This is a genomic window from Orlajensenia leifsoniae (assembly GCF_004570845.1).
In the GTDB taxonomy this organism is placed as follows: Bacteria; Actinomycetota; Actinomycetes; order Actinomycetales; family Microbacteriaceae; genus Orlajensenia; species Orlajensenia leifsoniae.
This window is the reverse complement of sequence record NZ_SPQZ01000003.1, coordinates 378,193-404,168: the sequence shown is the minus strand read 5'-3', so window position 1 is coordinate 404,168 and position 25,976 is coordinate 378,193. Positions and strand designations below refer to the sequence as shown.

22 protein-coding genes are annotated in these 25,976 nt (G+C 65.7%); 14 read left to right on the top strand and 8 right to left on the bottom strand.

Annotation, left to right across the window (positions count from 1 at the left end; translation table 11 throughout):
* The first annotated feature begins 22 nt into the window (after nucleotides 1-22).
* The 6 genes from E4M00_RS09770 (at nucleotide 23) to E4M00_RS09745 (ending at nucleotide 8,085) form a co-directional block, all read left to right on the top strand.
* Nucleotides 23-2,524, top strand: coding sequence for a DUF6049 family protein (locus E4M00_RS09770; RefSeq protein ID WP_135120277.1), 2,502 nt, complete (start codon nucleotides 23-25; stop codon nucleotides 2,522-2,524).
* A complete protein-coding gene (gene murJ / locus E4M00_RS09765; RefSeq protein ID WP_240036989.1) occupies nucleotides 2,517-4,139 on the top strand; it encodes a murein biosynthesis integral membrane protein MurJ in 1,623 nt (540 codons plus the stop codon). Before E4M00_RS09770 ends, murJ begins: the two co-directional genes overlap by 8 nt.
* Nucleotides 4,140-4,273: 134 nt before the next feature.
* Nucleotides 4,274-5,254 (top strand): thioredoxin-disulfide reductase, encoded by a 981-nt coding sequence (gene trxB / locus E4M00_RS09760; RefSeq protein WP_056170071.1) that lies wholly within the window; start codon nucleotides 4,274-4,276, stop codon nucleotides 5,252-5,254.
* A 52-nt stretch (nucleotides 5,255-5,306) separates the two neighbouring features.
* Nucleotides 5,307-5,630: a thioredoxin gene (trxA, locus tag E4M00_RS09755; RefSeq protein WP_055911062.1), complete on the top strand. Its 324-nt coding sequence runs from the start codon at nucleotides 5,307-5,309 to the stop codon at nucleotides 5,628-5,630.
* A gap of 146 nt (nucleotides 5,631-5,776) precedes the next feature.
* On the top strand, nucleotides 5,777-7,090 hold the full coding sequence (locus E4M00_RS09750) for an aminotransferase-like domain-containing protein (RefSeq protein ID WP_135120276.1): 1,314 nt from the start codon (nucleotides 5,777-5,779) through the stop codon (nucleotides 7,088-7,090).
* 23 nt (nucleotides 7,091-7,113) lie between these two features.
* Complete coding sequence (locus E4M00_RS09745; protein WP_135120275.1) at nucleotides 7,114-8,085, top strand: D-alanine--D-alanine ligase family protein; 972 nt, start codon at nucleotides 7,114-7,116, stop codon at nucleotides 8,083-8,085.
* Nucleotides 8,086-9,063: 978 nt separating this feature from the next.
* Here the strand turns inward: E4M00_RS09745 and E4M00_RS09740 are convergent.
* From E4M00_RS09740 to rpmH, 8 genes are all read right to left on the bottom strand, one after another.
* Nucleotides 9,064-10,014, bottom strand: coding sequence for a ParB/RepB/Spo0J family partition protein (locus E4M00_RS09740; RefSeq protein WP_135120274.1), 951 nt, complete (start codon nucleotides 10,012-10,014; stop codon nucleotides 9,064-9,066).
* Nucleotides 10,014-10,955, bottom strand: coding sequence for a ParA family protein (locus E4M00_RS09735; protein WP_193555582.1), 942 nt, complete (start codon nucleotides 10,953-10,955; stop codon nucleotides 10,014-10,016). Before E4M00_RS09735 ends, E4M00_RS09740 begins: the two co-directional genes overlap by 1 nt.
* Before the next feature lie 414 nt (nucleotides 10,956-11,369).
* Nucleotides 11,370-12,008 (bottom strand): 16S rRNA (guanine(527)-N(7))-methyltransferase RsmG, encoded by a 639-nt coding sequence (gene rsmG / locus E4M00_RS09730; RefSeq protein ID WP_135120272.1) that lies wholly within the window; start codon nucleotides 12,006-12,008, stop codon nucleotides 11,370-11,372.
* A gap of 39 nt (nucleotides 12,009-12,047) precedes the next feature.
* On the bottom strand, nucleotides 12,048-12,548 hold the full coding sequence (locus tag E4M00_RS09725) for a Jag family protein (RefSeq protein ID WP_056170059.1): 501 nt from the start codon (nucleotides 12,546-12,548) through the stop codon (nucleotides 12,048-12,050).
* Nucleotides 12,549-12,576: 28 nt separating this feature from the next.
* Nucleotides 12,577-13,563 (bottom strand): membrane protein insertase YidC, encoded by a 987-nt coding sequence (gene yidC / locus E4M00_RS09720; protein ID WP_135120271.1) that lies wholly within the window; start codon nucleotides 13,561-13,563, stop codon nucleotides 12,577-12,579.
* A gap of 8 nt (nucleotides 13,564-13,571) precedes the next feature.
* Entirely contained in the window at nucleotides 13,572-13,871 is a 300-nt protein-coding gene (yidD, locus tag E4M00_RS09715; protein WP_135120270.1) for a membrane protein insertion efficiency factor YidD, read from the bottom strand.
* Complete coding sequence (gene rnpA / locus E4M00_RS09710; protein ID WP_056170054.1) at nucleotides 13,868-14,203, bottom strand: ribonuclease P protein component; 336 nt, start codon at nucleotides 14,201-14,203, stop codon at nucleotides 13,868-13,870. Before rnpA ends, yidD begins: the two co-directional genes overlap by 4 nt.
* A gap of 9 nt (nucleotides 14,204-14,212) precedes the next feature.
* The gene (gene rpmH, locus E4M00_RS09705) at nucleotides 14,213-14,350 is read right to left on the bottom strand and encodes a 50S ribosomal protein L34 (protein WP_055823896.1); all 138 of its coding nucleotides are present in this window, start codon (nucleotides 14,348-14,350) and stop codon (nucleotides 14,213-14,215) included.
* A 387-nt stretch (nucleotides 14,351-14,737) separates the two neighbouring features.
* On the opposite strand from rpmH, the gene dnaA reads away from it, so the two are divergent.
* The 8 genes from dnaA (at nucleotide 14,738) to E4M00_RS09665 (ending at nucleotide 25,961) form a co-directional block, all read left to right on the top strand.
* On the top strand, nucleotides 14,738-16,156 hold the full coding sequence (gene dnaA, locus E4M00_RS09700) for a chromosomal replication initiator protein DnaA (protein ID WP_135120269.1): 1,419 nt from the start codon (nucleotides 14,738-14,740) through the stop codon (nucleotides 16,154-16,156).
* 469 nt (nucleotides 16,157-16,625) lie between these two features.
* Nucleotides 16,626-17,774 (top strand): DNA polymerase III subunit beta, encoded by a 1,149-nt coding sequence (gene dnaN / locus E4M00_RS09695; protein WP_135120268.1) that lies wholly within the window; start codon nucleotides 16,626-16,628, stop codon nucleotides 17,772-17,774.
* A gap of 28 nt (nucleotides 17,775-17,802) precedes the next feature.
* Nucleotides 17,803-18,690, top strand: a complete 888-nt coding sequence (gnd, locus tag E4M00_RS09690; RefSeq protein ID WP_135120267.1) for a phosphogluconate dehydrogenase (NAD(+)-dependent, decarboxylating) — start codon at nucleotides 17,803-17,805, stop codon at nucleotides 18,688-18,690.
* 369 nt (nucleotides 18,691-19,059) lie between these two features.
* Complete coding sequence (gene recF / locus E4M00_RS09685; protein WP_135120266.1) at nucleotides 19,060-20,238, top strand: DNA replication/repair protein RecF; 1,179 nt, start codon at nucleotides 19,060-19,062, stop codon at nucleotides 20,236-20,238.
* Nucleotides 20,231-20,785, top strand: coding sequence for a DciA family protein (locus E4M00_RS09680; RefSeq protein ID WP_135120265.1), 555 nt, complete (start codon nucleotides 20,231-20,233; stop codon nucleotides 20,783-20,785). The genes recF and E4M00_RS09680 overlap by 8 nt, the downstream gene beginning before the upstream one ends.
* 122 nt (nucleotides 20,786-20,907) lie before the next feature.
* Nucleotides 20,908-22,887: a DNA topoisomerase (ATP-hydrolyzing) subunit B gene (gyrB, locus tag E4M00_RS09675; protein WP_135120264.1), complete on the top strand. Its 1,980-nt coding sequence runs from the start codon at nucleotides 20,908-20,910 to the stop codon at nucleotides 22,885-22,887.
* A gap of 64 nt (nucleotides 22,888-22,951) precedes the next feature.
* A complete protein-coding gene (gene gyrA, locus E4M00_RS09670) occupies nucleotides 22,952-25,564 on the top strand; it encodes a DNA gyrase subunit A (protein WP_135120263.1) in 2,613 nt (870 codons plus the stop codon).
* Nucleotides 25,557-25,961, top strand: a complete 405-nt coding sequence (locus E4M00_RS09665; protein WP_056170036.1) for a DUF3566 domain-containing protein — start codon at nucleotides 25,557-25,559, stop codon at nucleotides 25,959-25,961. The genes gyrA and E4M00_RS09665 overlap by 8 nt, the downstream gene beginning before the upstream one ends.
* Nucleotides 25,962-25,976: the final 15 nt, after the last annotated feature.

Below are 25,976 nucleotides of genomic sequence, written 5' to 3'. Positions count from 1 at the left end.
CCCACGCCGTAGAATCTCACGCATGATGGCCGACACCGATGCTGCGCGTCGGTCGGCACCTCCCCTGTCCTCCGGCCGCCGTGTGCCCCTGCGCGTCGCCGCGGCGGCGGCTCTCGGCGGTCTCGCGCTGGCCGTCTGCGGCCTCATCGTGCCGTCGGCTGGCGCGTCGACTCCGTCCGCCGCTGGCGCTGCACCTGGAACCCTGTCGGCCGTCGCCGCAGCCGCGGACCCCGGCGACGTCACGGTCTCGCTCGCCACGGACCCCCAGCTCAGTCCCGGTCAGGACCTCATCGTCACGCTCACCATCACCAACGCCGGAACGTCGGCAATCGACCCCGGAGCCGTCGAGGTGGTGCTCGACCCCGCCCGCATCGCGACCCGCGGCGAACTCGACGCGTGGCTCGACGCCCCGGCCGATGAGGAGGACTCGTCGGTGACGGATGCCGGACCCACCGTCACCGTCGACGTTCCGCGGCTCGCTCCCGCAGACAAGACCACGCTCACCGCGTCGATCCCGGCGGCATCCGTCGACCTCACCGGTTCGGAGTGGGGAGCGCGCGGAATCGCCGCCACATACACGTCGGGCGATGCCGACGTGGCCGAGGGCCGGGGGACCGTCACCTGGTACGCCGGGGAACCGACGCCGGTGACGCCCGTCGCTGTGGCCATGAGCATCACCGCCCCTGTCAGCGCGACCGGGATCCTGACCGCCGACGACCTCGCCCAGCTCACCCGGCCGGGCGGCCTGCTCACGAAACAGCTGGATGGCGTGGTCGGTCGAGAGGTCGCCGTCGGCATCGATCCGATGATCATCGCGTCGATCCGCCTGCTCGGAACGAGTGCGCCCGAGACCGCTGTCGCGTGGCTGGAGCAACTCGCCGCCCTCGACAACGAGACCTTCCCCCTGGCATGGGCCGATGCCGACCTGGCCCTGCAGGCTCAGGCCGGCCTGACCGAGTTGCTCGGCCCCACATCGCTCGATTACGCCATCGACCCCGCGAACTTCTCCGGTGAGACCGCGACGCCGACGCCCACGCCCACGCCCACGCCGACCGCCACAGAATCGCCCGCAGCCGAGCCCAGCTCCTCCGATTCCGGGGTGCGCAGCACGGATGCAGCCACCCCGACCCCGGGATCCACCGAGGCGCCGCTGCCGACCGAGGAGCCGACGGTCTCCCCGAGCGCGGCGATGCCGACGGTGCAGCCCACCCTCGCCGACCTGCTGTCGTGGCCGTACACCGCCACCAACGTCGCCTGGCCCGATGCCGGCACCGTCGCCGCGCCCGACCCCGCGGTCTTCGCCGCCAACGGCCTCACCACCACCATCGTCTCGAGTTCCGATCTCGCCGATCCCGGCACGACGACCCCGCGTGCGTCTGCCGTCGCGAACGATGGCGACGTGATCGTCGCTCTCGCCGACGATCGCCTGTCCACGGCGCTGAGCGCGGCCGTCGGCTCGGTCACCGACCTCGACTGGCGCACCGCGATGGACGAGGTGGCCGCCATCCTCGCCGTCGCCTCCTCCGAGGGCGACACTCCGTCCACGGTGCTGGCGGCGCTCGACCGTGGCTGGCCCCCGACGGCGGCGCGCCTCCCGGCCACGCTGGATGCCATCGCGCAGCTCGCGTGGGCGGCTCCGGCACCCCTGCTCTCGTCGCTCGGTTCGCCCGCGGCATCCGTCGCCCTCTCCGACGTGGGAGAGCCCGCTGATCGGGTCGCCGTCGTTCCTCCCCTGCTCGAGGACGAGGCGGCGCTCACGGCGTTCTCGACCGCGCTCACCGATCCGACGGTCCTGACCGGACGCGAGCGGTCGGAGATGCTCGGTCTCCTCTCCATCGGCTGGATTCCCCGGCCCGGAGACTGGGCGGAGGCCCTCGCCGAACACCGGGAGGCGAGCGTCGCGACGCTGAACTCGGTCTCGGTGTCACCGTCGAGTTCAGTGCTCGTCGTCGGCAGCCCGACGGCGATCCCCGTCTCCATCAAGAACGACTTCACCTCGGCGGTGACCGTGCGCGTCGAGGCGACCCCGTCGAACGGCCGGCTCGTCGTCGATGACGGGGTGGATGTCACGGTCGAGGCCGGGTCGAGCTCGTCGGTGAAGATCCCCGTCAGCGCCCAGGTGGGAAGCGGCACGGTCGGGCTCACGATCGCCCTGACGAGCGCCACCGGCGTCGCGATCGGCGAGCCGTACACCGTTGTCGCCAATGTGCACGCCGACTGGGAGGGCATCGGGGCCGCCATCCTCGGAACGCTCGTGGTGCTGTTCTTCGGCTTCGGGGTCGTGCGCACCATCCGACGTCGTCGGCGGGAGCGTGCCGCGGCCTCCGCGGGTTCCACCGAGGCGCCCGAATCCCCGGAAACCGCAGATCGCGGGGCGAATACGGTTTCGGATGCCGGTACCGAAACGCCTGAACCCTCTGATGCGGTTACATCGACGCCCACCGCGGTCGACGACTCCGAACCGGATGATGCGGTTACAGCCGACGCCGAGCACGAGGCCGACACCGAGGAGCCGCGTGGCTGACGGCATCGGCCGCGCGAGCGCCTTCCTCGCCTCCGGCACGATCGTCTCCCGCATCCTCGGGTTCGTGAAGGCGATCCTGCTGGTGAGCACGATCGGCCTCGTCGGTGTCAGCACCGACGCGTTCACCATCGCCAACCAGCTGCCGAACACGATCTACGCCATCGTCGCCGGGGGAGTGCTCAGCGCGGTCCTGGTGCCGCAGATCGTCCGGGCGGGGCTTCACGCCGACGGTGGAGTCGCGTACATCAACAAGCTCGTGACGGTCGCCCTCGTCATCCTCGCGGGTACGGCGGTCCTCGCCACGCTCCTCGCCCCTGTGCTCAGCCTCATCCTCGGCCCGCTCCTCTCCCCTGACCAGCGTGCGCTGGTCACGGCCTTCGCCTTCTGGTGCCTCCCGCAGATCTTCTTCTACGGCCTGTACACGGTCCTCGGCGAGGTCCTCAACGCCCGGCGCTCGTTCGGCCCGTACACGTGGGCCCCAGTGCTCAACAACGTCGTCGCCATCGCCGGTCTCGCCACCTTCGTGCTCCTCTTCGGCGCCGATTCAGACGGCGTGCGCGTCGCCTCGGACTGGACCCCGGCGATGATCGCCGTCATCGGTGGCTCGGCAACCCTGGGTGTGGCGGCGCAGGCGATCGTGCTGTTCTACTTCTGGCGCCGCATCGGACTCCGGTACCGCCCCGACTTCAGGTGGCGCGGGGTGGGCCTCGGATCCGCGGGCCGGATGGCCAGCTGGACCTTCGGCATGCTCGTCCTCACCAGCCTCGCGGGTGTCGTCGAGACCATCGTCGTCGGCAGCGCATCCGGCCCCGAGGGCAATCCCTCCGCAACGGCCCTCTCCAATGCCTGGCTCATCTTCATGCTCCCCCACTCGGTGATCACGGTCTCGATCGCGACCGCCTACTTCACCCGCATGGCCGAGCACGTCTCGCACGACCGGCTCTCAGACCTGCGCACCGACGTCTCCTCAGCCACTCGCGGCATCAGCCTGATCATCGTTCTCGCTGCAGCGGGCCTCATCGTCTGCGCCTATCCGTTCAGCGCCGTGTTCAGCAGCGTCTCGTTCGACCAGGTGCAGGCCTTCGGCAACGTGATCATCGCGTACGTCATCGGGCTCGTCCCGTTCTGCATCCTCTTCGTCGTGCAGCGCACCTTCTACGCGCTCGGCGACACCCGCACACCGTTCTTCTTCACGCTGTTCCAGACCATCGTCGTCACCGTGCTGGTGCTGCTCTGCCTGATGCTTCCCCTGTCCCTTACCGCCATCGGCATCGCGGCATCCGTCAGCATCGCCTGCATTCTGCAGCTGACCCTCGCGATCATCCTTCTCCACCGTCGACTGGGGTCCCTCGACGGCGCACGCATCCTCCGCAGTCTCGGAAAGTACCTCGCCGCAGCTGTCGTGCCCATCGCTGCGGGTGTGGGGCTTCTCATCGCCCTCGGCGGCACCACCCCGGGCGGATTCGCCGTGTCCGGACGGTTCGGGGCGATCATCAGCATGGTGATCATCGGTGCCGTCATGAGTGCTTTGTACGCCGGCGGACTGCTCCTGCTCCGCTCGGCCGAGTTCCGGGTGTTCCTCGATCCGATCCTCGCCCGGCTGCGGCGAGGCTGACGCGGCTTCGGCATCCGCTCCGCGCCGATCCCACCCTCCTCACAGCGTTGGAATAGCGCCCCCGTACACTGTGTTGTACCCAACAGCCAGGCGTCCGAACGGGCGCCACGGTCTTGTGATCCAAGGAGTTTCACGTGCGTCAGCTCATCATCATCGGCTCTGGTCCTGCCGGTTTCACCGCTGCGATCTATGCGGCGCGTGCCCAGCTCGAGCCGCTGCTCATCGCCAGCTCGGTGCAGGTCGGAGGCGAGCTCATGAACACGACCGAGGTCGAGAACTTCCCCGGATTCCCCGCCGGCATCCAGGGCCCCGAGCTCATGATGCAAATGCAGGAGCAGGCCGAGAAATTCGGAACCGAGGTCGTCTACGACGACGTCGTGAACCTCGAGCTCGACGGTGACGTCAAGAAGGTCACCCTCGGCTCCGGCGAGACCCTCGAGGCTCAGGCCGTGATCTTCGCGACAGGCTCCGCCTACCGCAAGCTCGGCCTCGCAGACGAAGAGCGTCTCTCCGGTCGCGGCGTCTCCTGGTGCGCCACCTGCGACGGCTTCTTCTTCAAGGAGAAGGTCATCGCGGTCGTCGGTGGCGGCGACTCCGCCATGGAGGAGGCCACCTTCCTCACCCGCTTCGGCTCCAAGGTCATCGTCATCCACCGCAAGGGCGAACTGCGCGCCTCCAAGATCATGCAGGAGCGCGCGTTCAACGACCCGAAGATCGAGTTCATCTGGAACAGCGAGGTCGTGGGCATCACGGGAACGGATGCCGCCAGCGGCCTGATCCTGCGCGACACCGTGACCGGCGAGCAGAGCGAGATCGAGATCGGCGGCCTGTTCGTCGCCATCGGCAACGACCCGCGCACCCACCTGGTGCACGGCCAGCTGCAGCTCACGCCCGAGGGCACGATCGCCGTCGACGGGCGCTCCTCGAAAACCTCCCTGACCGGTGTTTTCGCTGCTGGCGACGTGATCGACCCGACCTACCGTCAGGCCATCACGGCTGCAGGTTCCGGTACCGTGGCCGCACTCGACGCCGAGCACTTCCTCGCGTCGATCCCCGAGATCCTGCCCGACGGCCCTGTTCCGGCCGACGCTGACGCCCTCGTCTCAGCGCACTGATCTCGCAGGTCACCCGACCCGCGCATCCGACATCCACAGAAGGAGAATGAGAATGACTGCACGTGCCGTCACCGAAGCGACATTCGACGCCGAGGTCCTGAAGAGCGAGAAGACCGTTCTCGTCGACTTCTGGGCAGAGTGGTGCGGCCCCTGCCGCGCCGTCTCCCCGATCCTCGACCAGATTGCGTCCGAGCACTCCGACAAGATCGACATCGTCAAGGTGAACGTCGACGAGAACCCCCAGCTCGCGATGAAGTACCAGATCACGTCGATCCCCGCGTTCAAGGTCTACCAGGCAGGCGAGGTCGTCAAGACCGTCATCGGCGCCAAGCCGAAGCCCGCCCTCGAGGCCGACCTCGCCGCCTACATCTCGTAGCCGGCCGCTCGAACGACTCGAGACCCGTCCGGCTCACGCCGGGCGGGTCTTTTTGTTTCCCCGGACACCCGGCCCGGCGGACGACACGCGTCACGGCCGATCGGCGGCGACGAATAGCATGGAACCCTCACAGAACGGATCACCCAGTGAACGACAGAGCGCAGTCCGGCAACAACCTCGACCCGTGGTTCCACCACTACGCCGAGCGAGCCGCCGGTCTGCGCGCCAGTGAGGTGCGCGCCCTGTTCGCCGTGGCCTCACGTCCCGAGGTCGTCTCCCTCGCCGGGGGTATGCCCTTCGTCTCTGCCCTCCCACGCGACCTCATCCAGGGCGCGATGGACGACGTCATGCGAACAGAAGGCCCGGTCGCGCTGCAATACGGTTCCGGCCAGGGTGTTCCGAAGCTGCGCGAGCAGATCCTCGAGGTCATGGCACTCGAGGGCATTCGCGCGAACGCCGACGACGTTGTCGTGACCACGGGATCCCAGCACGCGCTGGAGCTCGTCAGCAAGCTCTTCCTCGACCCCGGCGACATCGTCATCTCCGAGGGTCCCAGTTACGTCACCGCGATGGTCATCTTCCGCTCGTACCAGGCCGACATCGATCACGTGCCGATGGACGAGCACGGCCTCATCCCCGAAGCGCTGCGCGAGCACATCGCTCGCCTGAAGGCGGCTGGGCGCACGATCAAGTTCCTGTACACGATCCCCTCGTTCCACAATCCCGCCGGGGTCACCCTCAGCTGGGAGCGTCGCGTCGAGATCCTGCAGATCGCTCGGGACAACGACATCCTCGTGCTGGAGGACAACCCCTATGGTCTGCTGTACTTCGACCAGCCGGCCCCGGATGCCATGCGGTCGGTCGAGGAAGACGGCGTGATCTACCTCGGCACCTTCTCGAAGACCTTGGCTCCGGGATTCCGCACCGGCTGGGCCCTTGCACCGCACGCCATCCGGGAGAAGCTCGTTCTCGCCAATGAGGCCGCCGTGCTGTCACCGAGTTCCTTCAGTCAGCTCGTCATCTCGAAGTACCTCGAGACCGCCGACTGGAAGGGACAGATCGACACCTTCCGCGGCGTCTATCGCGAGCGCAAGGAGGCCATGCTCTCGGCGCTGGGGGAGTACCTGCCCGAGCTCACCTGGACCAACCCCAACGGCGGCTTCTATGTGTGGCTCACCCTGCCCGAACCCCTCGACTCCAAGGCGATGCTGCCCCGTGCCGTGAAGGAACTCGTCGCATACACTCCGGGCACGGCTTTCTACGGAGACGGAGGCGGTCACCAGAACATCCGCCTGTCGTTCTGCTACCCCACTCCGGAACAGATCCGGCTCGGCATCCGTCGTCTGTCGAACGTGCTGCGCGGCGAACTCGAACTGCTCGACACCTTCGCCGGCACGGGAAGCCTCACTTCGGTACGGAATTCCACCCGGTTCAGCCTCCCACCCACCGATCTCAACTGACCTCGACTGACGAAACGGACATCATGACCACCCACGCCCCGTCAGAGAGCTCCACTCCCAGCCTCGACATCGTCGTTCTCGCCGGAGGCATCTCGCACGAGCGCGACGTCTCACTGCGCAGCGGCCGCCGCATCGCCGACGCCCTCGCGTCCGCCGGACACACGGTCCGGGTCGTCGACCCTGACGCCTCCCTGTTCTCCCGCCTCGCCGAGCACCGGCCCGATGTCATCTGGCCGGCCCTCCACGGTACGACGGGAGAGGATGGCGCCCTGCTGTCTCTCCTCGAGACCACGGGGATCCCCTTCATCGGTGCGCACGGCGACGACGCATCCCTCGCCTGGCTGAAGCCGGTGGCGAAAGCACTCATCCGCCGCGCAGGATTCGCCACACCGGACTCGATCACCCTGGGACGCGAGACATTCCGGGATCTCGGGGCCGCCGACGTGCTCGAGCGCGTGTCGGCGGCATTGCCCTTCCCCGTGGTGGTCAAGCCCTCCCAGGGCGGTTCCGCGCAGGGCGTCTCGATCGTCCGAGAGGCGTCAGAGCTGCCCAGGGCCATGGTCGAGGCGTACAGCTACTCGGACACGGCTTTCGTTGAGCGTCATGTCACGGGAACCGAGGTGGCCGTCGCCGTTGTGGATGACGGACAGGGCGCCCACGCGCTGCCGGCCGTCGAGATCGAGCCCCTCAGTGGTGTCTACAGCTTCGACGACCGCTACAACGCGGGGGAGACGCTGTTCTACACGCCCGCTCGACTCTCCGATGAAGTCGCCAAGCGAGTGGCGGACACTGCTGTGGCCATCCATGAGCTGCTCCACCTGCGTCAGTTGTCACGCATCGACCTGATCGTCGACGCAGAGGGAACCCCGTGGTTCCTCGAGGCCAACATTCTTCCGGGCATGACCGAGACGTCACTCGTCCCGCAGGCGATCGAGGCTGCTGGACTCACTCTGCCGGGTCTGTACTCGGCACTGGCCGTCGAGGCATCTCGCTGACGTTTCACGTGAAACGGCACGTCGAGTGAGGGCGCTCCCTCCGTCGAGGCTGCCTTAGTCGGGATCGTGGCAGGAGATGCGGGGCTCTATGCGCCTGCAAGCGCGGTACCGTCGTGCTCTCTGACCGAACCACCCGATGGCCTTGAGCACACCGGGCGACGAGGCGCACTGACCGCGCCAAGGCCGCAGTGCGTGAATGCACTGAGAATGTCGTGCTGACAATGCGAGGCTGGGCCGTCGACACTTCTGGCGGCCCTCACGGCCGCACATCACGGCGTTTCACGTGAAACATTCGTGCGAGCTGCATATGTACCGTGGCCGAGTGGCCCTCTTGACGAGCAGGTCGATCGGGTGGACCACCTGCCCGCACTCAGCCCGCGCACACACCCATGGATCAGTGAGCTGGAGACCTGCACACCTCGCCGTCCGCCAGCCTCGCCGTTCGCGCCCCTCTCACCATTCGCGCACCCCTCACCGTCTGCCAGTTTTCTGGCGCAGGTGCGCCAGCAGCCATCGAGGCCACATCCGGCGCCGGATACCAGCGGTGTGTTTCACATGGAACATCTCCGTGCACCTCAGTGCATGAACGAATGCATGACAAGCGAGCGCGGGGGTCGTAGTCGCGGCCAGGGACAAACTGAAAGACGTCGTGAGGCCAGACCAGGTGGGCACCGATGTTTCACGTGAAACGACGCGGACGCACTGACGCGCCGCACCGGGTGGTTGGGGGAGGGGGCATATGCGTACCCGATCCGCGGGCATCCGGCTGAGCCATCTACGCGGGCACGGGTGTCGTCCTCACGAACACAGACGGCCGGGAGTGTTTGTAGGCGCACGCACGCGCTGCCTGCACCGCCCGCCCCACACGTGTGACTGCCAAGGTCAACCGACGTGGATCGTCGGCCCCCCATGGTGGCCCTGAATGACGAAAACACCCCGTTTCACGTGAAACGGGGTGTTTGCGGCATAGTGCCAGAGTCAGGCGGGGAAGTTGTTCTCGCCCATTTCCTCCAGGATGCGGTTCAGATCCTGAATGGTGGCGAAGTCGATCGTGATCTGCCCCTTGCGAGCGCTCAGGGAGATCTTCACGCGTGTGTTGAGTCTGTCGCCGAGAGCTGACGCGATCTCGTCGAGGTGGCCGTGGTGCTTGCCGGCGTTGGGTCGAGTCTTCACGACCTTCGGTGTTGCGCCGGCGGCCGCCTCGGCCGCACGAACGGACAGGTCCTCGTTCACGATCTTGTCGGCGAGGACCTGCATGGCCTCAGTGTCGCCCACCGAGAGGATGGCGCGAGCATGCCCGGCAGTCAGGACGCCCGCCGCCACGCGCAACTGCACGGGCTCCGGGAGCTTCAGGAGGCGCAGGGTGTTCGAGATCTGCGGACGTGAACGACCGATACGGCCAGCCAACTCCTCCTGGGTGATGCCGAAGTCGGCCAACAGCTGCTGATAGGCGGACGCCTCTTCCAAGGGGTTGAGGTTGGAGCGGTGGAGGTTCTCCAGGAGGGCATCACGCAGCATGTCCTCGTTGGCAGTGTCCTTGATGACCGCCGGGATCGTCTCGAGTCCGACTTCCTTAGTCGCACGCAGGCGCCGCTCGCCCATGACGAGCTCGTACTTCCCCGGCAGGTCATTGTGCGGGCGCACGACGATCGGCTGCAACACCCCGAACTCGCGCACACTGTGCACGAGCTCTGCGAGATCCTCGGCAACGAAGACCGAACGCGGCTGGTGCGCGTTGGGCACGATGTCGGCCGGGTTCAGCTGGGCCAGACGCGCACCAGGCACCGCGAGGAGGGCGGCGTCCGGCTCTTCGACCTCGGCAGTGGGCGCGCCGGGGAAGAAGACGTCGACCGGTCGGCTGGTTCGCTCGTCGTCACCTGTGGGGATGAGGGCGCCGATGCCTCGGCCGAGTCCTGTTCGCTTCGCCATTACCTGCGTGCTCCTTCGATGATGGGGGCCCCGCGGCGGGCGATCTCAGCCGCTGCCTCGAGGTAGGACAGCGAGCCAGACGAGCCGGGGTCGTAGCCGATGACGCTCTGGCCGTAGCTGGGCGCCTCGGAAACGCGAACTGATCGGGGGATTATCGTTGCCAGAACCTGCTGCGGGAAGTGATCGCGCACATCCTGGGCGACCTGATTCGCGAGGTTGGTACGCGAGTCGTACATCGTCAGCAGAATCGTCGAGACGTTGAGCTCGGGGTTCAGATGCTTCTCGATCAGCTCGATGTTCTTGAGCAACTGGCTGAGACCCTCCAACGCGTAGTACTCGCACTGGATCGGAATCAGGACCTCATTGGCCGCCACGAAGGCGTTGATGGTGAGCAGTCCCAGAGACGGAGGGCAGTCGATGAAGACGTAGTCGTACGGTTCCTCCATCTGCTTGAGGTGCAGATCGAGCGCGCGACGAAGACGCTGCTCGCGCGCGACGAGGGAGACGAGTTCGATCTCGGCTCCGGCCAGGTGAATGGTTGCGGGGACGCAGGACAGGTCGCCTGCCTCCGGACTCGCCTGGATGACGTCGCCCAGGGGCGAGTCTCCGATGATGACGTCGTAGACGCTCGCCGTGTCGGACCGGTGCTCGACTCCGAGCGCCGTCGACGCGTTCCCTTGGGGGTCGAGATCGATGACCAGCACCTTGGCACCGGAGAGTGCGAGCGCGGCGGCGAGGTTCACTGTCGTGGTGGTCTTGCCGACGCCACCCTTCTGGTTCGAGATCGTGAAGACACGAGTTCGATCAGGCAGGGGGAGGGGAGCGGATGCGAGCGCCTGGCGCCGGCGCGCGTGGTCAGCGACTTCGCGGGCGAGCGGAGTCTCGGCCTCGGTCGAGACCGTGGAAGCCGGCACGGGAACGGGGGAGGTCTCGGGTGCGATCGGATCGGCGTCAGCCTGGCCTGCGTGATCATCTGAGAGTGCGGTTTCAGGTACCGGAGGAGCTTCCACAGGAGCGTCTGAGGCGATTTCGGCGGCTGAATCCTCGCCCGGGACATCCACGCTCGCGCTTAGGATGGCTCCCACAGCACCGTCGGGGCGTGTATTCGGGGTGGAATCCGCCTCTGACGCCGGCTCCGACTGCACGCCATCGACTGGAGTCGCTGCCGATCGATCGTCGTCGTCCTTGCGGTGGAACCAACCGCGACGGGTCTCGTTCGGCATCTGCAGAAAACTCCTACTTCGCAACTCGATGAATACGCGTCTCATCCGGCGATCGTGCCGAATCCGCGGAATTCGACGTTCGGAGACGTCGAATCTGTGGAGGAACTCCGCCCCGAACACCGGGGGAGAGGACTAGTCCACTGTAGCCCGAACGACCCGCGTGACCTCGCTCAGCACACCTTCGCCGAGCACGAGGACCTCCACGTCGAGAAGGTGGTACTTGCGAATGACCTTGGCAGCCGCCTCGATCTCGCGCTCGGCGTTCGCACCCTTCATCAGCACGAGCTCGCCACCGGTCTTCACCAGGGGAGCAGTCAGGGGAATGAGGGTACGAAGCGCACTGACCGCGCGGGCAGTGACCTGATCGAGCAGGGGAGTCAGCTTGGCTTCCTCGGCACGGGCCCGAAGCACCTCGACGTTGTCGAGTCCGAGTTCATCGACCTGGCTCTGCAGCCAGGCGACCCGTCGCTCCATCGGCTCGATGAGCACGAAATCCACGTCTGGGCGCGCTATCGCCAACACCAGACCGGGAAGCCCGGCTCCGCTGCCGATGTCACCGACTCGACCGGGGCGAAGCAGTGGTGCCATGATCGCACTGTTCAGGACGTGCCGAGTCCACAGGCGCGGCAACTCGAGGGGGCCGATCAGGCCCAACTCCTCGCCGAGACGGGCGAGGTTCGCGGTGAAAGCACGCGCGACGGCGATCCTGTCGCCGAAGATCGCCTCGGCGACCGCCGGCTCGACCTCAACACTCGCGGCTTCGTCAGCCACGGGCCTGCCGTTTCACGTGAAACATCACCGGTGATCGGTTCAGGATGCAGGGGTGATGACGGTGTGACGGTCAGAACCCTCGCCGCGTGACTCCGACACGTAGCCGCGCTCGGCGACGACATCGTGAACGAGCTTGCGCTCGTAGGAGGACATGGGAGGCAATGCGGCCTCAGCGGCGCCACCTTCGATGCGCTCGATGGCGCGGCTGACCAGAGAGGAGAGTTCGGCCTGACGGGCATCGCGTGATCCACCGATGTCGAGGATCAGACGAGAGAAGACTCCGGTCTTCGCCTGCACGGCGAGACGGGTGAGTTCCTGCAGCGCATTCACGACGTCGGCCTTGGCGAGCACACGCAGGTTGGCGCCGTCCTCGGCGTTGACCGACACGTAGGCGCGGCCGTTGCGGGCATCGATGTCGATGTCGCCGTCGATGTCGCAGATGTCGAGGAACTCCTCGATGTAGTCGGCTGCGACATCCCCCTCCTGCTCCAGCTGCTCACGCGTGGGGGAGTGGGTGGTGGCGTTCTGAACGTCCGTCATGGTTCTGCTCTCTGGGTGTCTATCGAAATCAGCTGCCGGCATCGCCGGGCTTGGCCTGCTTCTTCGCGCGGTCCTTGCTCATGGGCTGCTGGCGCTGAGTCGTCGTCTTCTTCGGCTCCTCGAGCACGATGATGTCGCCGTCCTTGGCCTCGAGCTTGCCCTTGCGTGCAAGACGAGCCTCGCGAGCCTTTGCGGCCTCACTGCCGGGGGTCGGCATGTTCCGGATCACGATGAACTGCTGAACCATGGTCCAGATGTTCGAGGTGAGCCAGTAGAACATCACGCCGAGCGGGAATGCGACGCCCGAGAAGGCGAAGACCAGGGGGAGGAGGTAGAGGAGAACGCGCTGCTGGCGGAACATGGGGCTCGCCTTGGTCTCCGGCGACATGTTCTTCGACACGATCTGCAGCTGCGTGAAGAACTGCGAGGCGGTCATGAGCACGACCATCACGCCGGCGATCCACATGACGGCGGCGACGTAGGGCTCGCCTGAGGTCATCAGCGTCCACTGCGAAGCAAAGGAATCGTGAAGGGGAGCGATACCGAAGAGCTTGGCGGAGCCGAACTGCTCGGCCAGCGTGTCGTTGAGCGGGCCAACGCCGGCCTTGGAGTGCTGCGCGTCATTGAGCACGGAGAACAGTGCGAAGAAGATCGGCATCTGGATGAGCAACGGAAGGCAGGAGCTGAGCGGGTTCGTCCCCGTCTTCTTGTAGAGCTCCATGGTCTCGCGGGACATGGCCTCGCGCGAGAACTGGTCCTTCTTGCCCTTGTACTTCTCCTGGATCTTCTTCAGCTGCGGAGCGACCTCGAGCATCCGGCGCTGGTTCTTGATCTGGCGAACGAAGATCGGGATGAGAGCTGCACGAACGACGACCACGAGGCCCACGATCGACAGCACCCAGGTGATGCCGGCGGCGGGGTCCATGCCGATGGCCTCGAAGAGCTGGTGCCAGCCGACGAGGAGAAGCTCGACCACCCATTTGAGTGGCCAGAGAATCGTTCCAATAAGGTCCATCGTGAGGGTCAGCCCTTTCCTTGGCTCTCAGCAACTACAAAACCGAACGGGGTCACGCGATAGCGGCGGACCTTCTTCAGGGGAACGTCATCGATCCCGCCCTCAGCCCACGGGTGGCATCGGGCGATGCGCTTCACGCCGAGACCCGATCCGATCACCACGCCGTGCTCCTGGATCGCCTGCAAGGTGTACGCCGAACACGACGGGTAGTACCGGCAGACATCGCCGTAAAGCGGCGAGATGACCGCGCGATAACCGCGAAGCAGAACGACGGCCGCATTGCGCGGCGCCAGAACGGCAGCAGTCACATCACGCCCTTGGTCACGGCCCGAACGACCTCAGCCCGCAGAGTAACCCACGAAGCATCGAAAGCCCCGGGGAGCGCACGGATGACGACATCCGTTCCCGGGGTCATCGAACCGACCATCTCGTAACTCGCAGCCTTCAACCGACGTCTCACCGTGTTCCGTCGCACCGCAGTGCCGACGTTCTTGGCGACGATGAATCCGAAGCGCACCTGGGTGCTCTCCGGATTGGGTCGCACGTAGGCGACGGTGTTCGCTCCCACGAACCGACGACCACGACGCACGGTGACCTTGTAGTCGCCGGCACTCGTGACCCGGTTCGCTCGAGCGAGCACCTCAGCCGCTTAAGCGGAGAGTTCGGTGCGGCCCTTGCGACGACGCGCAGCGAGGATCGAGCGGCCTGCACGGGTCCGCATACGCAGACGGAAGCCGTGAACCTTCGCGCGGCGGCGGTTGTTCGGCTGGAACGTTCTCTTGCTCATGGGGTGATCTCCACAGTCTTGGTTCTCCACGCACCGTGTTCAGCGGCGGGAAGGCAGGGGGGAGCCCGAAGGCTCGTCGTCAACTGATTAAAACTAGGCCCTGCCCGAGCTATGGTCAAACCGGGACGGGGCCAAACCTGAAATTCTCCACACACTCGGAGGTTTCTCGTGGCATCGACACGCCGGAACTTGATCGGGATTTGATCCCCTCGAATGCCCCCAGTAGCGTGTGGAACCAAGTTATCCCCAGCTTTGGGTGCATCAAACCTGAGAAATCGCCTGCATTCCACACAGGAGGTGGATAACTTTGTGAATACTTTGCCGACCGGGCAAGCTCAGCGTCGAGGCATTTCCTTCCGGCGGCATATCGAATGGATGCGAGTGGGTATGGCTGAGGGCGAACGACCGATCGATGAGGTCTGGCAGGACGTCCTCACCCAGCTCGGCGGAGACAAGAGCGTCACTCCCATGCTCTACGGATTCCTCGGGCTCGTGGAGCCGAAGGGCATCGCGGCCGGGACCTTCTACCTCGAGGTCCCCAACGACTTCACCGCGAGCATGTTGAACCAGAGGATGCGCGTCGCACTCCTGGCCGCCCTCGCAACTCTGCCGACCGAGGTCACGAACTTCTACGTCGTCGTCAACCCGGAGCTCGAGCAGGAGAACCTCCGACCCGACATCGCCGCCCCGATGGAACAGCCCAACGAGGTCGAGACTCCGGCGACTCCGCAGTCGGTGTTCGAGACGACTCAGCCCGAGCGCTCCAGCGACACCCGGTTGAACCAGAAGTACAGCTTCGACAACTTCGTCATCGGGCAGTCGAACCGGTTCGCCCATGCGGCGGCCGTAGCCGTGGCCGAGGCGCCGGCGAAGGCCTACAACCCCCTCTTCGTCTATGGCGAGTCGGGACTGGGGAAGACGCACCTCCTTCACGCCATCGGTCACTACGCGATGAGCCTCTATCCCGGCATCCGCGTTCGCTATGTGAGTTCCGAGGAGTTCACGAACGACTTCATCAACTCGATCGCGAACAACCGCGGATCGGTCTTCCAGGCCCGGTACCGCAACATCGACATCCTGCTGATCGACGACATCCAGTTCCTGCAGGGCAAGGCGGAGACGCAGGAGGCGTTCTTCCACACCTTCAACACCCTGCACGACCACAACAAGCAGGTCGTGATCACGTCCGACCTGCCGCCGAAGCATCTCACCGGCTTCGAGGACAGGATGCGGAGCCGCTTCGAGTGGGGCCTCATCACCGACGTGCAGGCGCCCGACCTCGAGACGCGCATCGCCATCCTCCGCAAGAAGGCGCAGAACGACAAGCTCCAGGTCCCCGACGACATCCTCGAGTTCATCGCCACCAAGGTGTCGTCGAACATCCGCGAGCTCGAGGGAACCCTCATCCGGGTCACGGCCTTCGCCAGTCTCAACCGGACCCCGGTCGACATGGCTCTCGTGCAGACCGTGTTGAAGGACCTCATCACCCTCGACGAGGACAACGTCATCGCGCCGGTCGACATCATCACCCACACCGCGGACTACTTCAAGCTCTCCGTCGACGACCTCTACGGCTCGAGCCGATCACAGGCCGTGGCCACAGCGCGCCAGATCGCGATGTACCTGTGCCGTGAGCTGACGAACCTCTCCCTGCCCAAGATCGGGCAGTTGTTCGGCAACCGCGACCACACGACCGTCATGTACGCGAACAAGAAGATCAGCGAACTCATGAAGGAGCGTCGCTCGATCTACAACCAGGTGACAGAGCTCACCAATCGCATCAAGCAGACGCACCGCTACAAATAGCCGGCCTGCGCACGACAGCCCCCTCGGGGCTGCGTCAGCCTGCCCACCGCGCGCGCTCCGACACGCCCACCTGTGGAATACGTCCGCAGAAATATGCCGCTACTCACACATTGTGCATAACCTGTGGAAACTTAACGAGTAAGTGCCCGATTAATGTTGACTACTGCCCGACGACTGTGAAACTCGCCCGTCATCACTGGGATCGAGCCCGACATGATCGCGTTAACGTCAACAGGCCGCCAACAAGTCACACGGCTGTAGTTCCCAGATAGAACGTGGCATCGCCGAAGTTATCCACAGTTTCCACACTTGTTAACACCGTTAAACACAATTCTTTAAACACTCCAGCTCGACAACTTTTACGACCAGCGGTCGAATGACAAACCCGGGGCACCGAGACGCACTCCGCCACCGACACCCACGGGCTAGCATGGGCAGCACTACACGTACGTACGACAGGAGTGGCTCAGTGAAGTTCCAAGCCAATCGGGATGTCTTCAGCGAAGCAGTGTCCTTCGCCGTCAAGCTCCTCCCGCAGCGGACCACCCTGCCCATCCTCAGCGGAGTCCTCATCGAGGCCACCGCAACAGGTCTTGTCCTGTCGTCGTTCGACTACGAGGTGTCCGCCCAGACCGAGATCAGTGCCGATGTCGAGGAGACCGGAACGATCCTGGTGTCCGGGCGACTGCTCGCCGAGATCGCGAGCCGCCTCCCGAACGCACCGGTGCGGTTCAGCACCGAGGATTCCCGCATCCTCGTGAGTTGCGGCTCGGCGTCCTTCACCCTTCTGTCGATGCCGGTCGAGGAATACCCGAGCATCCCGCAGATCAGCTCCGAGACCGGCGTGGTTCCCGCCGAGGAGTTCGCAGCCGCAGTGGCCCAGGTCGCCGTGGCCGCGTCCCGAGACGACGTCACCCCCGTGATCACCGGCGTGCAGCTCGAGGTGTCCGAGAACAGCCTCGGGCTCGTCGCCACCGACCGCTACCGTGTCGCTGTGCGCGAGATCGACTGGGACGGCGGATCGACCGCGACGGCTGAGACCATCACCGCCCTCGTTCCCGCCCGAACGCTCCAGGAGGTCGGCAAGACCTTCGGCCACAGCGGAACCATCTCGGTGTCGATCACCAGCAAGGATGAGCGAGAGCTCATCGCCTTCACGGCCGACAAGAAGACCGTCACGAGCCTGCTCATCAAGGGCAACTTCCCGCCCGTGCGCCGACTCTTCCCCGAGACGGTCGAGAACTACGCGGTGATGAACACCGCTGATCTCATCGAGGCCACCCGCCGTGTCTCGCTCGTCCTCGAGCGCGAAGCCGCGCTCCGCTTCTCCTTCACGCCCGACGGAGTCACCCTCGAAGCGATCGGGTCCGAGCAGGCCCAGGCCTCCGAGACCATCGACGCAGTCCTCACCGGCGTCGAGACAGTCGTATCGTTGAAGCCGCAGTTCCTCCTCGATGGACTGGGAGCCGTGCACTCGGAGTTCGTGCGCATCTCCTTCACCAAGACCGAGAACCCCAACAAGCCGGGACCCGTGCTCATCACGAGCCAGACGTCCCGTGACCAGGCCGGCGCTGACAGCTACCGCTACCTGCTGCAGCCCAACCTGCTTCTGCGCTGACATCTCGCACACAACAGAAAGCACCTTCATGCACATCGGGCTCATCGGCCTCGGCAGAATGGGCGGCAACATGCGCGCCCGCCTTCGCGAACACGACATCGAAGTGACCGGCTTCGACCAGAATCCGGCCGTGACGGATGCGGCATCCGTCGCCGACCTCGTCGCCACCATCCCCACCCCCCGCATCGTCTGGGTCATGGTTCCCGCGGGCGCCATCACGGACTCGGTCATCGCCGAGCTCGGTGAGCACCTCGAGGCGGGCGACCTCATCATCGAGGGCGGCAACTCCCGCTTCACCGAAGACCTCCGTCACGCCGAGGAGCTCTCGGCCAAGGGCATCGAGTACATCGATGCGGGCGTCTCGGGTGGAATCTGGGGCCACGAGAACGGCTACGGCCTCATGGTCGGCGGCAAGACCGAGCAGGTCGAGCGCGCCATGCCCGTCTTCGACGCGCTTCGTCCCGAGGGTCCCCGCGACGAGGGCTTCGTTCACGCCGGCGAGGTCGGTGCCGGCCACTACGCCAAGATGGTGCACAACGGCATCGAGTACGCGCTGATGCAGGCCTACGCCGAGGGCTACGAGCTCCTCGACAAGCGCGAGGACATCATCAAGGACGTTCCCGGAACCTTCAAGGCCTGGCAGCGCGGAACCGTCGTGCGGTCCTGGCTGCTCGAGCTTCTCGTCCGTGCTCTCGAGCAGGACCCGGAGTTCGAGAAGATCGCCGGGTACGTCGAGGACTCCGGCGAAGGCCGGTGGACCATCGAAGAGGCTCTCGCGAGTGCGGTTCCGGTTCCGACGATCAGCGCATCGATCTTCGCCCGCTTCGTCTCCCGCCAGGACCAGTCGCCGGCGATGAAGGCCGTCGCAGCCCTCCGCCAGCAGTTCGGCGGGCATGGCGTGAAGGATGCCGGCTAGCCACCTTTCGCTGTCGAGGCCGGTTCGGGACGGATCCCGATAGGTCTCGCCCAAGGATGCCCACCGAACCCCAGACCTATCGGGATGCGTCCCGAACCTGCGTTCCGCTTGACTGAGGGCCCCGTCTGCCGCGGTGGACGGGGCCCTCTCCCATCTGGGTGTGTTCGGGTGGGGTCGCCGGGGGAGGCGATGCGATATGTCTCGCCCAAAGATGCCCACCGAACCCCAGACATATTGAATCGCCTCCCCCGGCTCGCGTCGCGAGGCCAGGGGATCGAGGGTCCACCGGTTCAGGTCGGGTCGAAGAGATCCGGCGGCCGTAAAATCAGCAGCGCAGCAGTGTCGGAGCAGGACGAGAGGATCGAGCCCATGCGGATCGCCCACCTCTCGTTGACCGACTACCGCAACTACGAGCGGGCCGAGGTCTCGTTCGACGCCGGCCCCACCTTGATCGTCGGGCGCAACGGTCAGGGCAAGACGAACCTGGTCGAGGCCATCGGGTACCTGGCGACTCTGTCGTCGCATCGGGTGTCGAACGACCAACCACTGATCCGGGCGGGGCGGGATGCCGCGATCATCCGGGCGCGACTGCAGAGTTCGGATCGGGAACTGCTGGCGGAGCTGCAGATCAACCGCGTCGGGGCGAACCGAGCCCAACTGAATCGCGGGGTGGTCAAGCCGCGGGAGTTGGTGCGGTACTGCCACAGCGTGCTCTTCGCGCCTGAGGACATCGCGCTCGTGCGGGGAGAGCCATCGGGCCGTCGCCGATTCCTCGACGAACTGCTCGTGCAGCGGATTCCGCGCATGGCCGGCGTCATGTCCGACTACGAGCGCGTGGTGCGTCAACGCAACACGCTGCTGAAGTCGGCGCGGGCCAGCGGACTGCGCGACGCCAAGCTCAGCACGCTCGACATCTGGGACGAACGACTCGTCGTTCTCGGGTCCGAGATCATCGCCGAGCGTTTGAACCTCATCGACCGGTTACAGGATCCGCTTCGTGCGGCGTACCAGTCCGTGGCCGGTGACGACCAGGTGCCCCGACTCGTGCCGGCGCTCTCGATCGACGGCTCGGGAGCGGGGGAGGAGGGCGATGTCTCGGATGCCGTTCCCTCCGAGACCGGCTCGGCGCGGCGTGCTGCATCCGTCACCGAGATCGCCACTCATTTCCGCGACATGTTGGCGCGACTGCGCGGTCGCGAGCTCGACCGGGCCATCACGCTCGTCGGGCCTCACCGCGACGACATCGTCCTGATGCTGAATGCCCTGCCTGCCAAGGGGTACGCGAGCCATGGCGAATCGTGGTCGTACGCGCTGGCGCTCAAGCTGGCCTCGGCCGAGTTGTTGCGGCATGACTTCGCGAGCGGCGATCCGGTGTTGATCCTCGACGATGTATTCGCGGAACTCGATCAGGCACGTCGTCGTCGCCTCGCCGACGCGGTCACGGGGTACGAGCAGGTGCTCATCACTGCTGCCGTGCTCGACGACGTGCCCGAGGCCCTGGCCGGCACCGTGGTGCGCATCCGTGCGGGGGAGGTCGTCGATGCCTGAGATTCCGGGCGATGTTTCACGTGGAACGGATGCCGAAGAGTCCGCCGAGATCGCGGATCTCGCCGACACCGAGTCCAGCCGGTTCTACCTGCGCCTCAAGGGCGTGTTCACCGACTCGGGCTCGCGGCCGCGCCTGACTCGCAAGAGATACAAGGCCAAGGAGGACGGCGGCAGCCAGCCATTCGGCCCCGGCCGTGATCCGAAGGGCCTCGGCTCCGCGCTCGACGCGCTCACTGCGCAACTGGGGTGGCAGTCGCCGCTGGCGCAGTCGTCGCTGATGGAATCGTGGGCCGAGATCGCCGGCGCCGAGACGGCGAAGCACTCCACGCCCGCCGGAATCGAGGACGGCCGACTCACCGTCCAGTGCGAGTCGACGGCCTGGGCGACGCAGTTGCGGCTCATGCGGGTGGCCATCATGACCTCGATCGCCCAGCGGTACCCCGACGCGGGCATCACGTCGGTGCGCTTTCTGGGGCCGGACGCCCCGTCGTGGAAAAAGGGCCCCAGATCAATTCCAGGGCGTGGTCCACGCGATACCTACGGCTAGGGCGACAAATTCGGTCGGACTCGGTCGAAAAGTGTCTCAGATCGGCTGTCGTGGCCGCAGGTGTGACCCCCGTTTGGTAGGATGAAGGGTCGCTTGAACGACGGTCAGGAGCCCAATTTCATATGACAGCGGAACCGAAGGATACTTCTCCCGAGCACGCATACGGTGCGGATGAGATCCAAGTCCTCGAAGGACTTGAAGCCGTTCGCAAACGACCGGGAATGTACATCGGTTCCACCGGTCCCCGGGGTCTCCACCACCTCGTTTACGAGATCGTGGACAACTCGGTCGACGAGGCCCTTGCCGGGCACGCCGATCTCATCGACGTCACCATCCTGCCCGACGGCGGCGTGCGCGTGATCGACAACGGTCGTGGCATCCCGGTCGACCTGAACAAGGCCCAGGGGCGCTCGACCGTCGAGGTCGTCCTCACGGTGCTGCACGCCGGTGGAAAGTTCGGCGGCGGCGGATACGCGGTGTCGGGTGGTCTGCACGGCGTGGGTTCGTCCGTCGTGAACGCCCTCTCGTCCAAGCTCGACGTCGCGGTGAGCCGACAGGGTCACGTCTGGCGCCAGAGCTATTCGATCGGTGTTCCGGATGCTCCCCTCTCCATGGATGAGGAATCCGAGGCGACCGGAACGACGATCACGTTCTGGCCGAGCGAGGAGATCTTCGAGACCGTCGAGTTCGACTACGAGACTCTGCGTGCACGCTTCCAGCAGATGGCGTTCCTGAACAAGGGCCTCACCATCAAGCTCACCGATGAGCGCGAGGTCTCCCGCGACCCCGAGGGCGTTCAGCGCAACGACACCTTCCTGTACGAGAACGGTCTGAAGGACTACGTCGAGTACCTCAACCACTCCAAGCGCGCCGACCTGGTGCACGAGGAGATCATCTCCTTCGAGCAGGAGGACACCGAGCGCCACATCGCGCTCGAGGTCGCGATGCAGTGGACCACCGCTTACAACGAGTCGGTGCACACGTACGCGAACACGATCAACACGCACGAGGGCGGTACCCACGAAGAGGGTTTCCGTGCCGCGCTCACGACCCTGATCAACAAGTACGCCCGCGAGAAGGGCATCCTCAAGGAGAAGGACGACAACCTCTCCGGCGACGATGTGCGCGAGGGCCTCACCGCCGTCATCTCGGTGAAGCTCTCCGAGCCGCAGTTCGAGGGCCAGACCAAGACCAAGCTCGGCAACACCGAGGCGAAGTCCTTCGTGCAGCGTGTCGCCGGCGATCAGCTCGGCGACTGGTTCGACAGGAACCCCACGCAGGCGCGTGACATCATCCGCAAGGCCCTCCAGGCCGCCACGGCTCGACTCGCAGCTCGCAAGGCCCGCGAGGCGACCCGCCGCAAGGGCCTGCTCGAGTCGAGCGGCATGCCAGGCAAGCTCAAGGACTGCCAGTCGAAGGATCCGTCGCTCTCGGAGATCTTCATCGTCGAGGGTGACTCCGCAGGCGGCTCGGCCGTCCAGGGGCGGAACCCCATGACCCAGGCCATCCTCCCGCTTCGCGGCAAGATCCTGAACGTGGAGAAGGCCCGCCTCGACCGGGCTCTCGGGAACGCCGAGATCCAGGCCATGATCACGGCTTTCGGTGCCGGAATCGGCGAGGAGTTCGTGCCCGAGAAGGCGCGGTACCACAAGATCGTCCTGATGGCGGATGCCGATGTCGACGGCCAGCACATCTCCACGCTGCTGCTCACTCTGCTGTTCCGCTACATGCGTCCGCTCATCGACCTGGGCTACGTCTACCTCGCGCAGCCGCCGTTGTACCGACTCAAGTGGACGAACTCGCCGCACGAGTACGTGTACTCCGACCGGGAACGCGACGCCCTGCTCGTCGACGGTGCCGCGGCCGGCAAGCGCATCCCCAAGGAGAACGGCATCCAGCGCTACAAGGGTCTGGGTGAGATGGACTACTCGGAACTGTGGGAGACCACGATGAACCCCGAGACCCGCACCCTGCTGCAGGTGACCCTCGACGACGCGGCCGCGGCCGACGAGATCTTCTCCACCCTCATGGGCGAAGACGTGGAGAGCCGACGCAACTTCATCCAGACGAACGCCAAGGACGTCAGGTTCCTGGACATCTGATCCGGTCGAATCCCGCGACGGCTCCTGCGTCGCGCCCTTCGACCAGCGGACTTGAGAAAGAAGAATGATGGCAGACGCGACACCGACCGAACCGACCGACGACGGTCCCGGCGTGCACGGCAGGATCGACCAGGTCGACCTGCGCCTCGAGATGCAGCGGTCGTACCTCGACTACGCGATGAGCGTCATCGTCGGGCGAGCACTACCCGACGTGCGTGACGGCCTCAAGCCGGTGCACCGTCGCGTGATCTACGCGATGTACGACGGTGGATACCGCCCTGACCGGGCATTCTCCAAGTGCTCGCGTGTGGTCGGGGACGTGATGGGTCAGTTCCACCCGCACGGTGACTCCTCCATCTACGACGCCCTCGTGCGACTGGTCCAGCCGTGGAGCCTGCGCTACCCGCTGGCGCTCGGGCAGGGCAACTTCGGATCGCCCGGCAACGACGGTGCGGCCGCCCCTCGATACACCGAGACCAAGATGGCCCCTCTCGCTCTCGAGATGGTGCGCGACATCGACGAGAACACCGTCGACTTCCAGGACAACTACGACGGTCGCACGCAGGAGCCCGCCGTGCTCCCGGCACGGTTCCCCAACCTGCTCGTCAACGGATCGGTCGGCATCGCGGTCGGCATGGCGACGAACATCCCGCCGCACAACCTCCGCGAAGTGGCATCCGGAGCCCAGTGGTTCCTCGACAACCCCGAGGCCTCGCGCGAGGAACTGCACGAGGCGCTGCTGCAGCGCATCAAGGGACCCGACTTCCCGACCGGTGCCCAGATCCTCGGCGTCAAGGGCATCCAGGACGCCTACCGCACGGGTCGCGGATCGATCACGATGCGTGCGGTCGTCAATGTGGAGGAGCTCCAGGGCCGCACCTGCCTCGTCGTCACCGAGCTGCCGTACCAGGTCAACCCCGACAACCTGGCGATCAAGATCGCCGACCTCGTCAAGGACGGCAAGCTCTCGGGCATCGCCGACATCCGCGACGAGACCTCGGGCCGCACCGGACAGCGCCTCGTGATCGTGCTGAAGCGCGATGCCGTGGCCAAGGTGGTGCTGAACAACCTCTACAAGCACACGCAGCTGCAGGAGAACTTCGGCGCGAACATGCTCGCGATCGTCGACGGTATTCCGCGCACCCTTGCGATCGACGGCTTCATCAGCGCCTGGGTCGACCACCAGATCGAAGTGATCGTCCGCCGCACCCAGTTCCGTCTCGACAAGGCCGAAGCGGATGCCCACATCCTGCGTGGTCTCGCCAAGGCCCTCGACGCTCTCGACGAGGTCATCGCCCTCATCCGCCGGTCGCCGAACGCCGACGAGGCCCGCACCGGCCTCATGGACCTGCTCGAGATCGACAAGCTGCAGGCCGACGCCATCCTCGCGATGCAGCTGCGTCGACTCGCCGCCCTCGAGCGCCAGAAGATCCTCGACGACCTCGCCAAGATCGAGTTGGCCATCGCCGACCTCAAGGAGATCCTGGCCACCCCCGAGCGTCAGCGCACCATCGTGCGCGACGAGCTCACGGAGATCACCGACAAGTTCGGCGACGACCGCCGAACCGAGATCATGTACGGCTACGGCGGAGACATGACCGTCGAGGACCTCATCCCCGAGGAGGAGATGGTCGTCACCATCACCCGCGGTGGGTACGTCAAGCGCACCCGCAGCGACAACTACCGCAACCAGCACCGCGGCGGCAAGGGCGTCAAGGGAGCGGCCCTGCGTGGGGAGGACGTCGTCGAGCACTTCTTCGTCACGACGACTCACCACTGGCTGCTGTTCTTCACGAACATGGGCCGCGTCTATCGGGCCAAGGCCTACGAGATCCAGGAGGGCGGCCGCGACGCCAAGGGCCAGCACGTCGCCAACCTGCTCGAGCTCCAGCCCGACGAGCAGATCGCCCAGGTGCTCGACATCCGCGACTACTCGGTGGCCCAGTACCTGGCACTCGCCACGCGCGATGGACTCGTGAAGAAGACCGCCCTCGAGGAGTACGACACCAACCGCTCCCGCGGAGTCATCGCCGTGAAACTGCGCGAGGGTGACGAGCTCGTCTCCGCCATGCTGGTCGACCAGGGAGACGAGATCCTCCTGGTGTCCCGCAAGGGCATGTCGCTCAAGTTCGCCGCGACCGACTCGGCGCTGCGCCCCATGGGCCGCAGCACCTCGGGTGTGAAGGGCATGGACTTCCGCGCCGGCGACCAGCTTCTGAGCGCATCCGTCGTCCGGGCCGCACCGGTTCCCGGGAGCGTCGAGGAGACGGATGCCGCGGCCGACGCGACAGCATCGGGTCCGGCCTCGGTCTTCATCGTCACCGAGGGTGGTTACGCGAAGCGCACCTCGGTCGACCAGTACAGGGTGCAGAACCGCGGCGGCCTCGGAATCAAGGTCGCGAAGCTGAGTGAAGACCGTGGAGATCTGGTGGGATCCCTCATCGTCGCCGACGAGGACGAGGTCCTCGTGGTTCTCGCCAGTGGCAAGGTGATACGCTCTGACGTCGCCGAGGTGAACCGCACCGGACGCGACTCCATGGGCGTGATCTTCGCGAAATTCGCGGACTCCGACCGGATCATCGCAATCGCGAAGAACACCGAACGCGGGCTGACGGGCGCTGAAGAGCAGCCGGAAGCCGACGGCGGATCGGGAAAGGAAGAAACCGTAGATGAGTAGCGTTGCCGAGAAGCTCGCCAAGAAATCACCCCGACGCTCGCCGTCGAAGCAGGTGCGGCTGCGGCTGGTGTACGTCGACTTCTGGTCGGCCGTCAAGCTGTCGTTCCTCGTCGCGATCTGCCTCGCGATCGTCACGATCGTGGGAACCTTCCTCGTCTACACCGTCGTGAGCCAGACGGGCATCTTCGATGCGGCGAACAAGCTGTTCAAGGATGTCGCCGGGGGATCGAACGACCTCAAGGCCATCCTGTCGCTCGGACAGGTCATGGGCTTCGCCGTCGTCGTCTCGCTGTTGAACCTGGTCGTGACCACGGCGCTCGGGGCCATCATGGCGTTGCTCTACAACCTCAGTGTGAAGGTCACCGGCGGCGTTCTCGTCGGTTTCACGAACAACTAGGCAGCCCCTCGACGG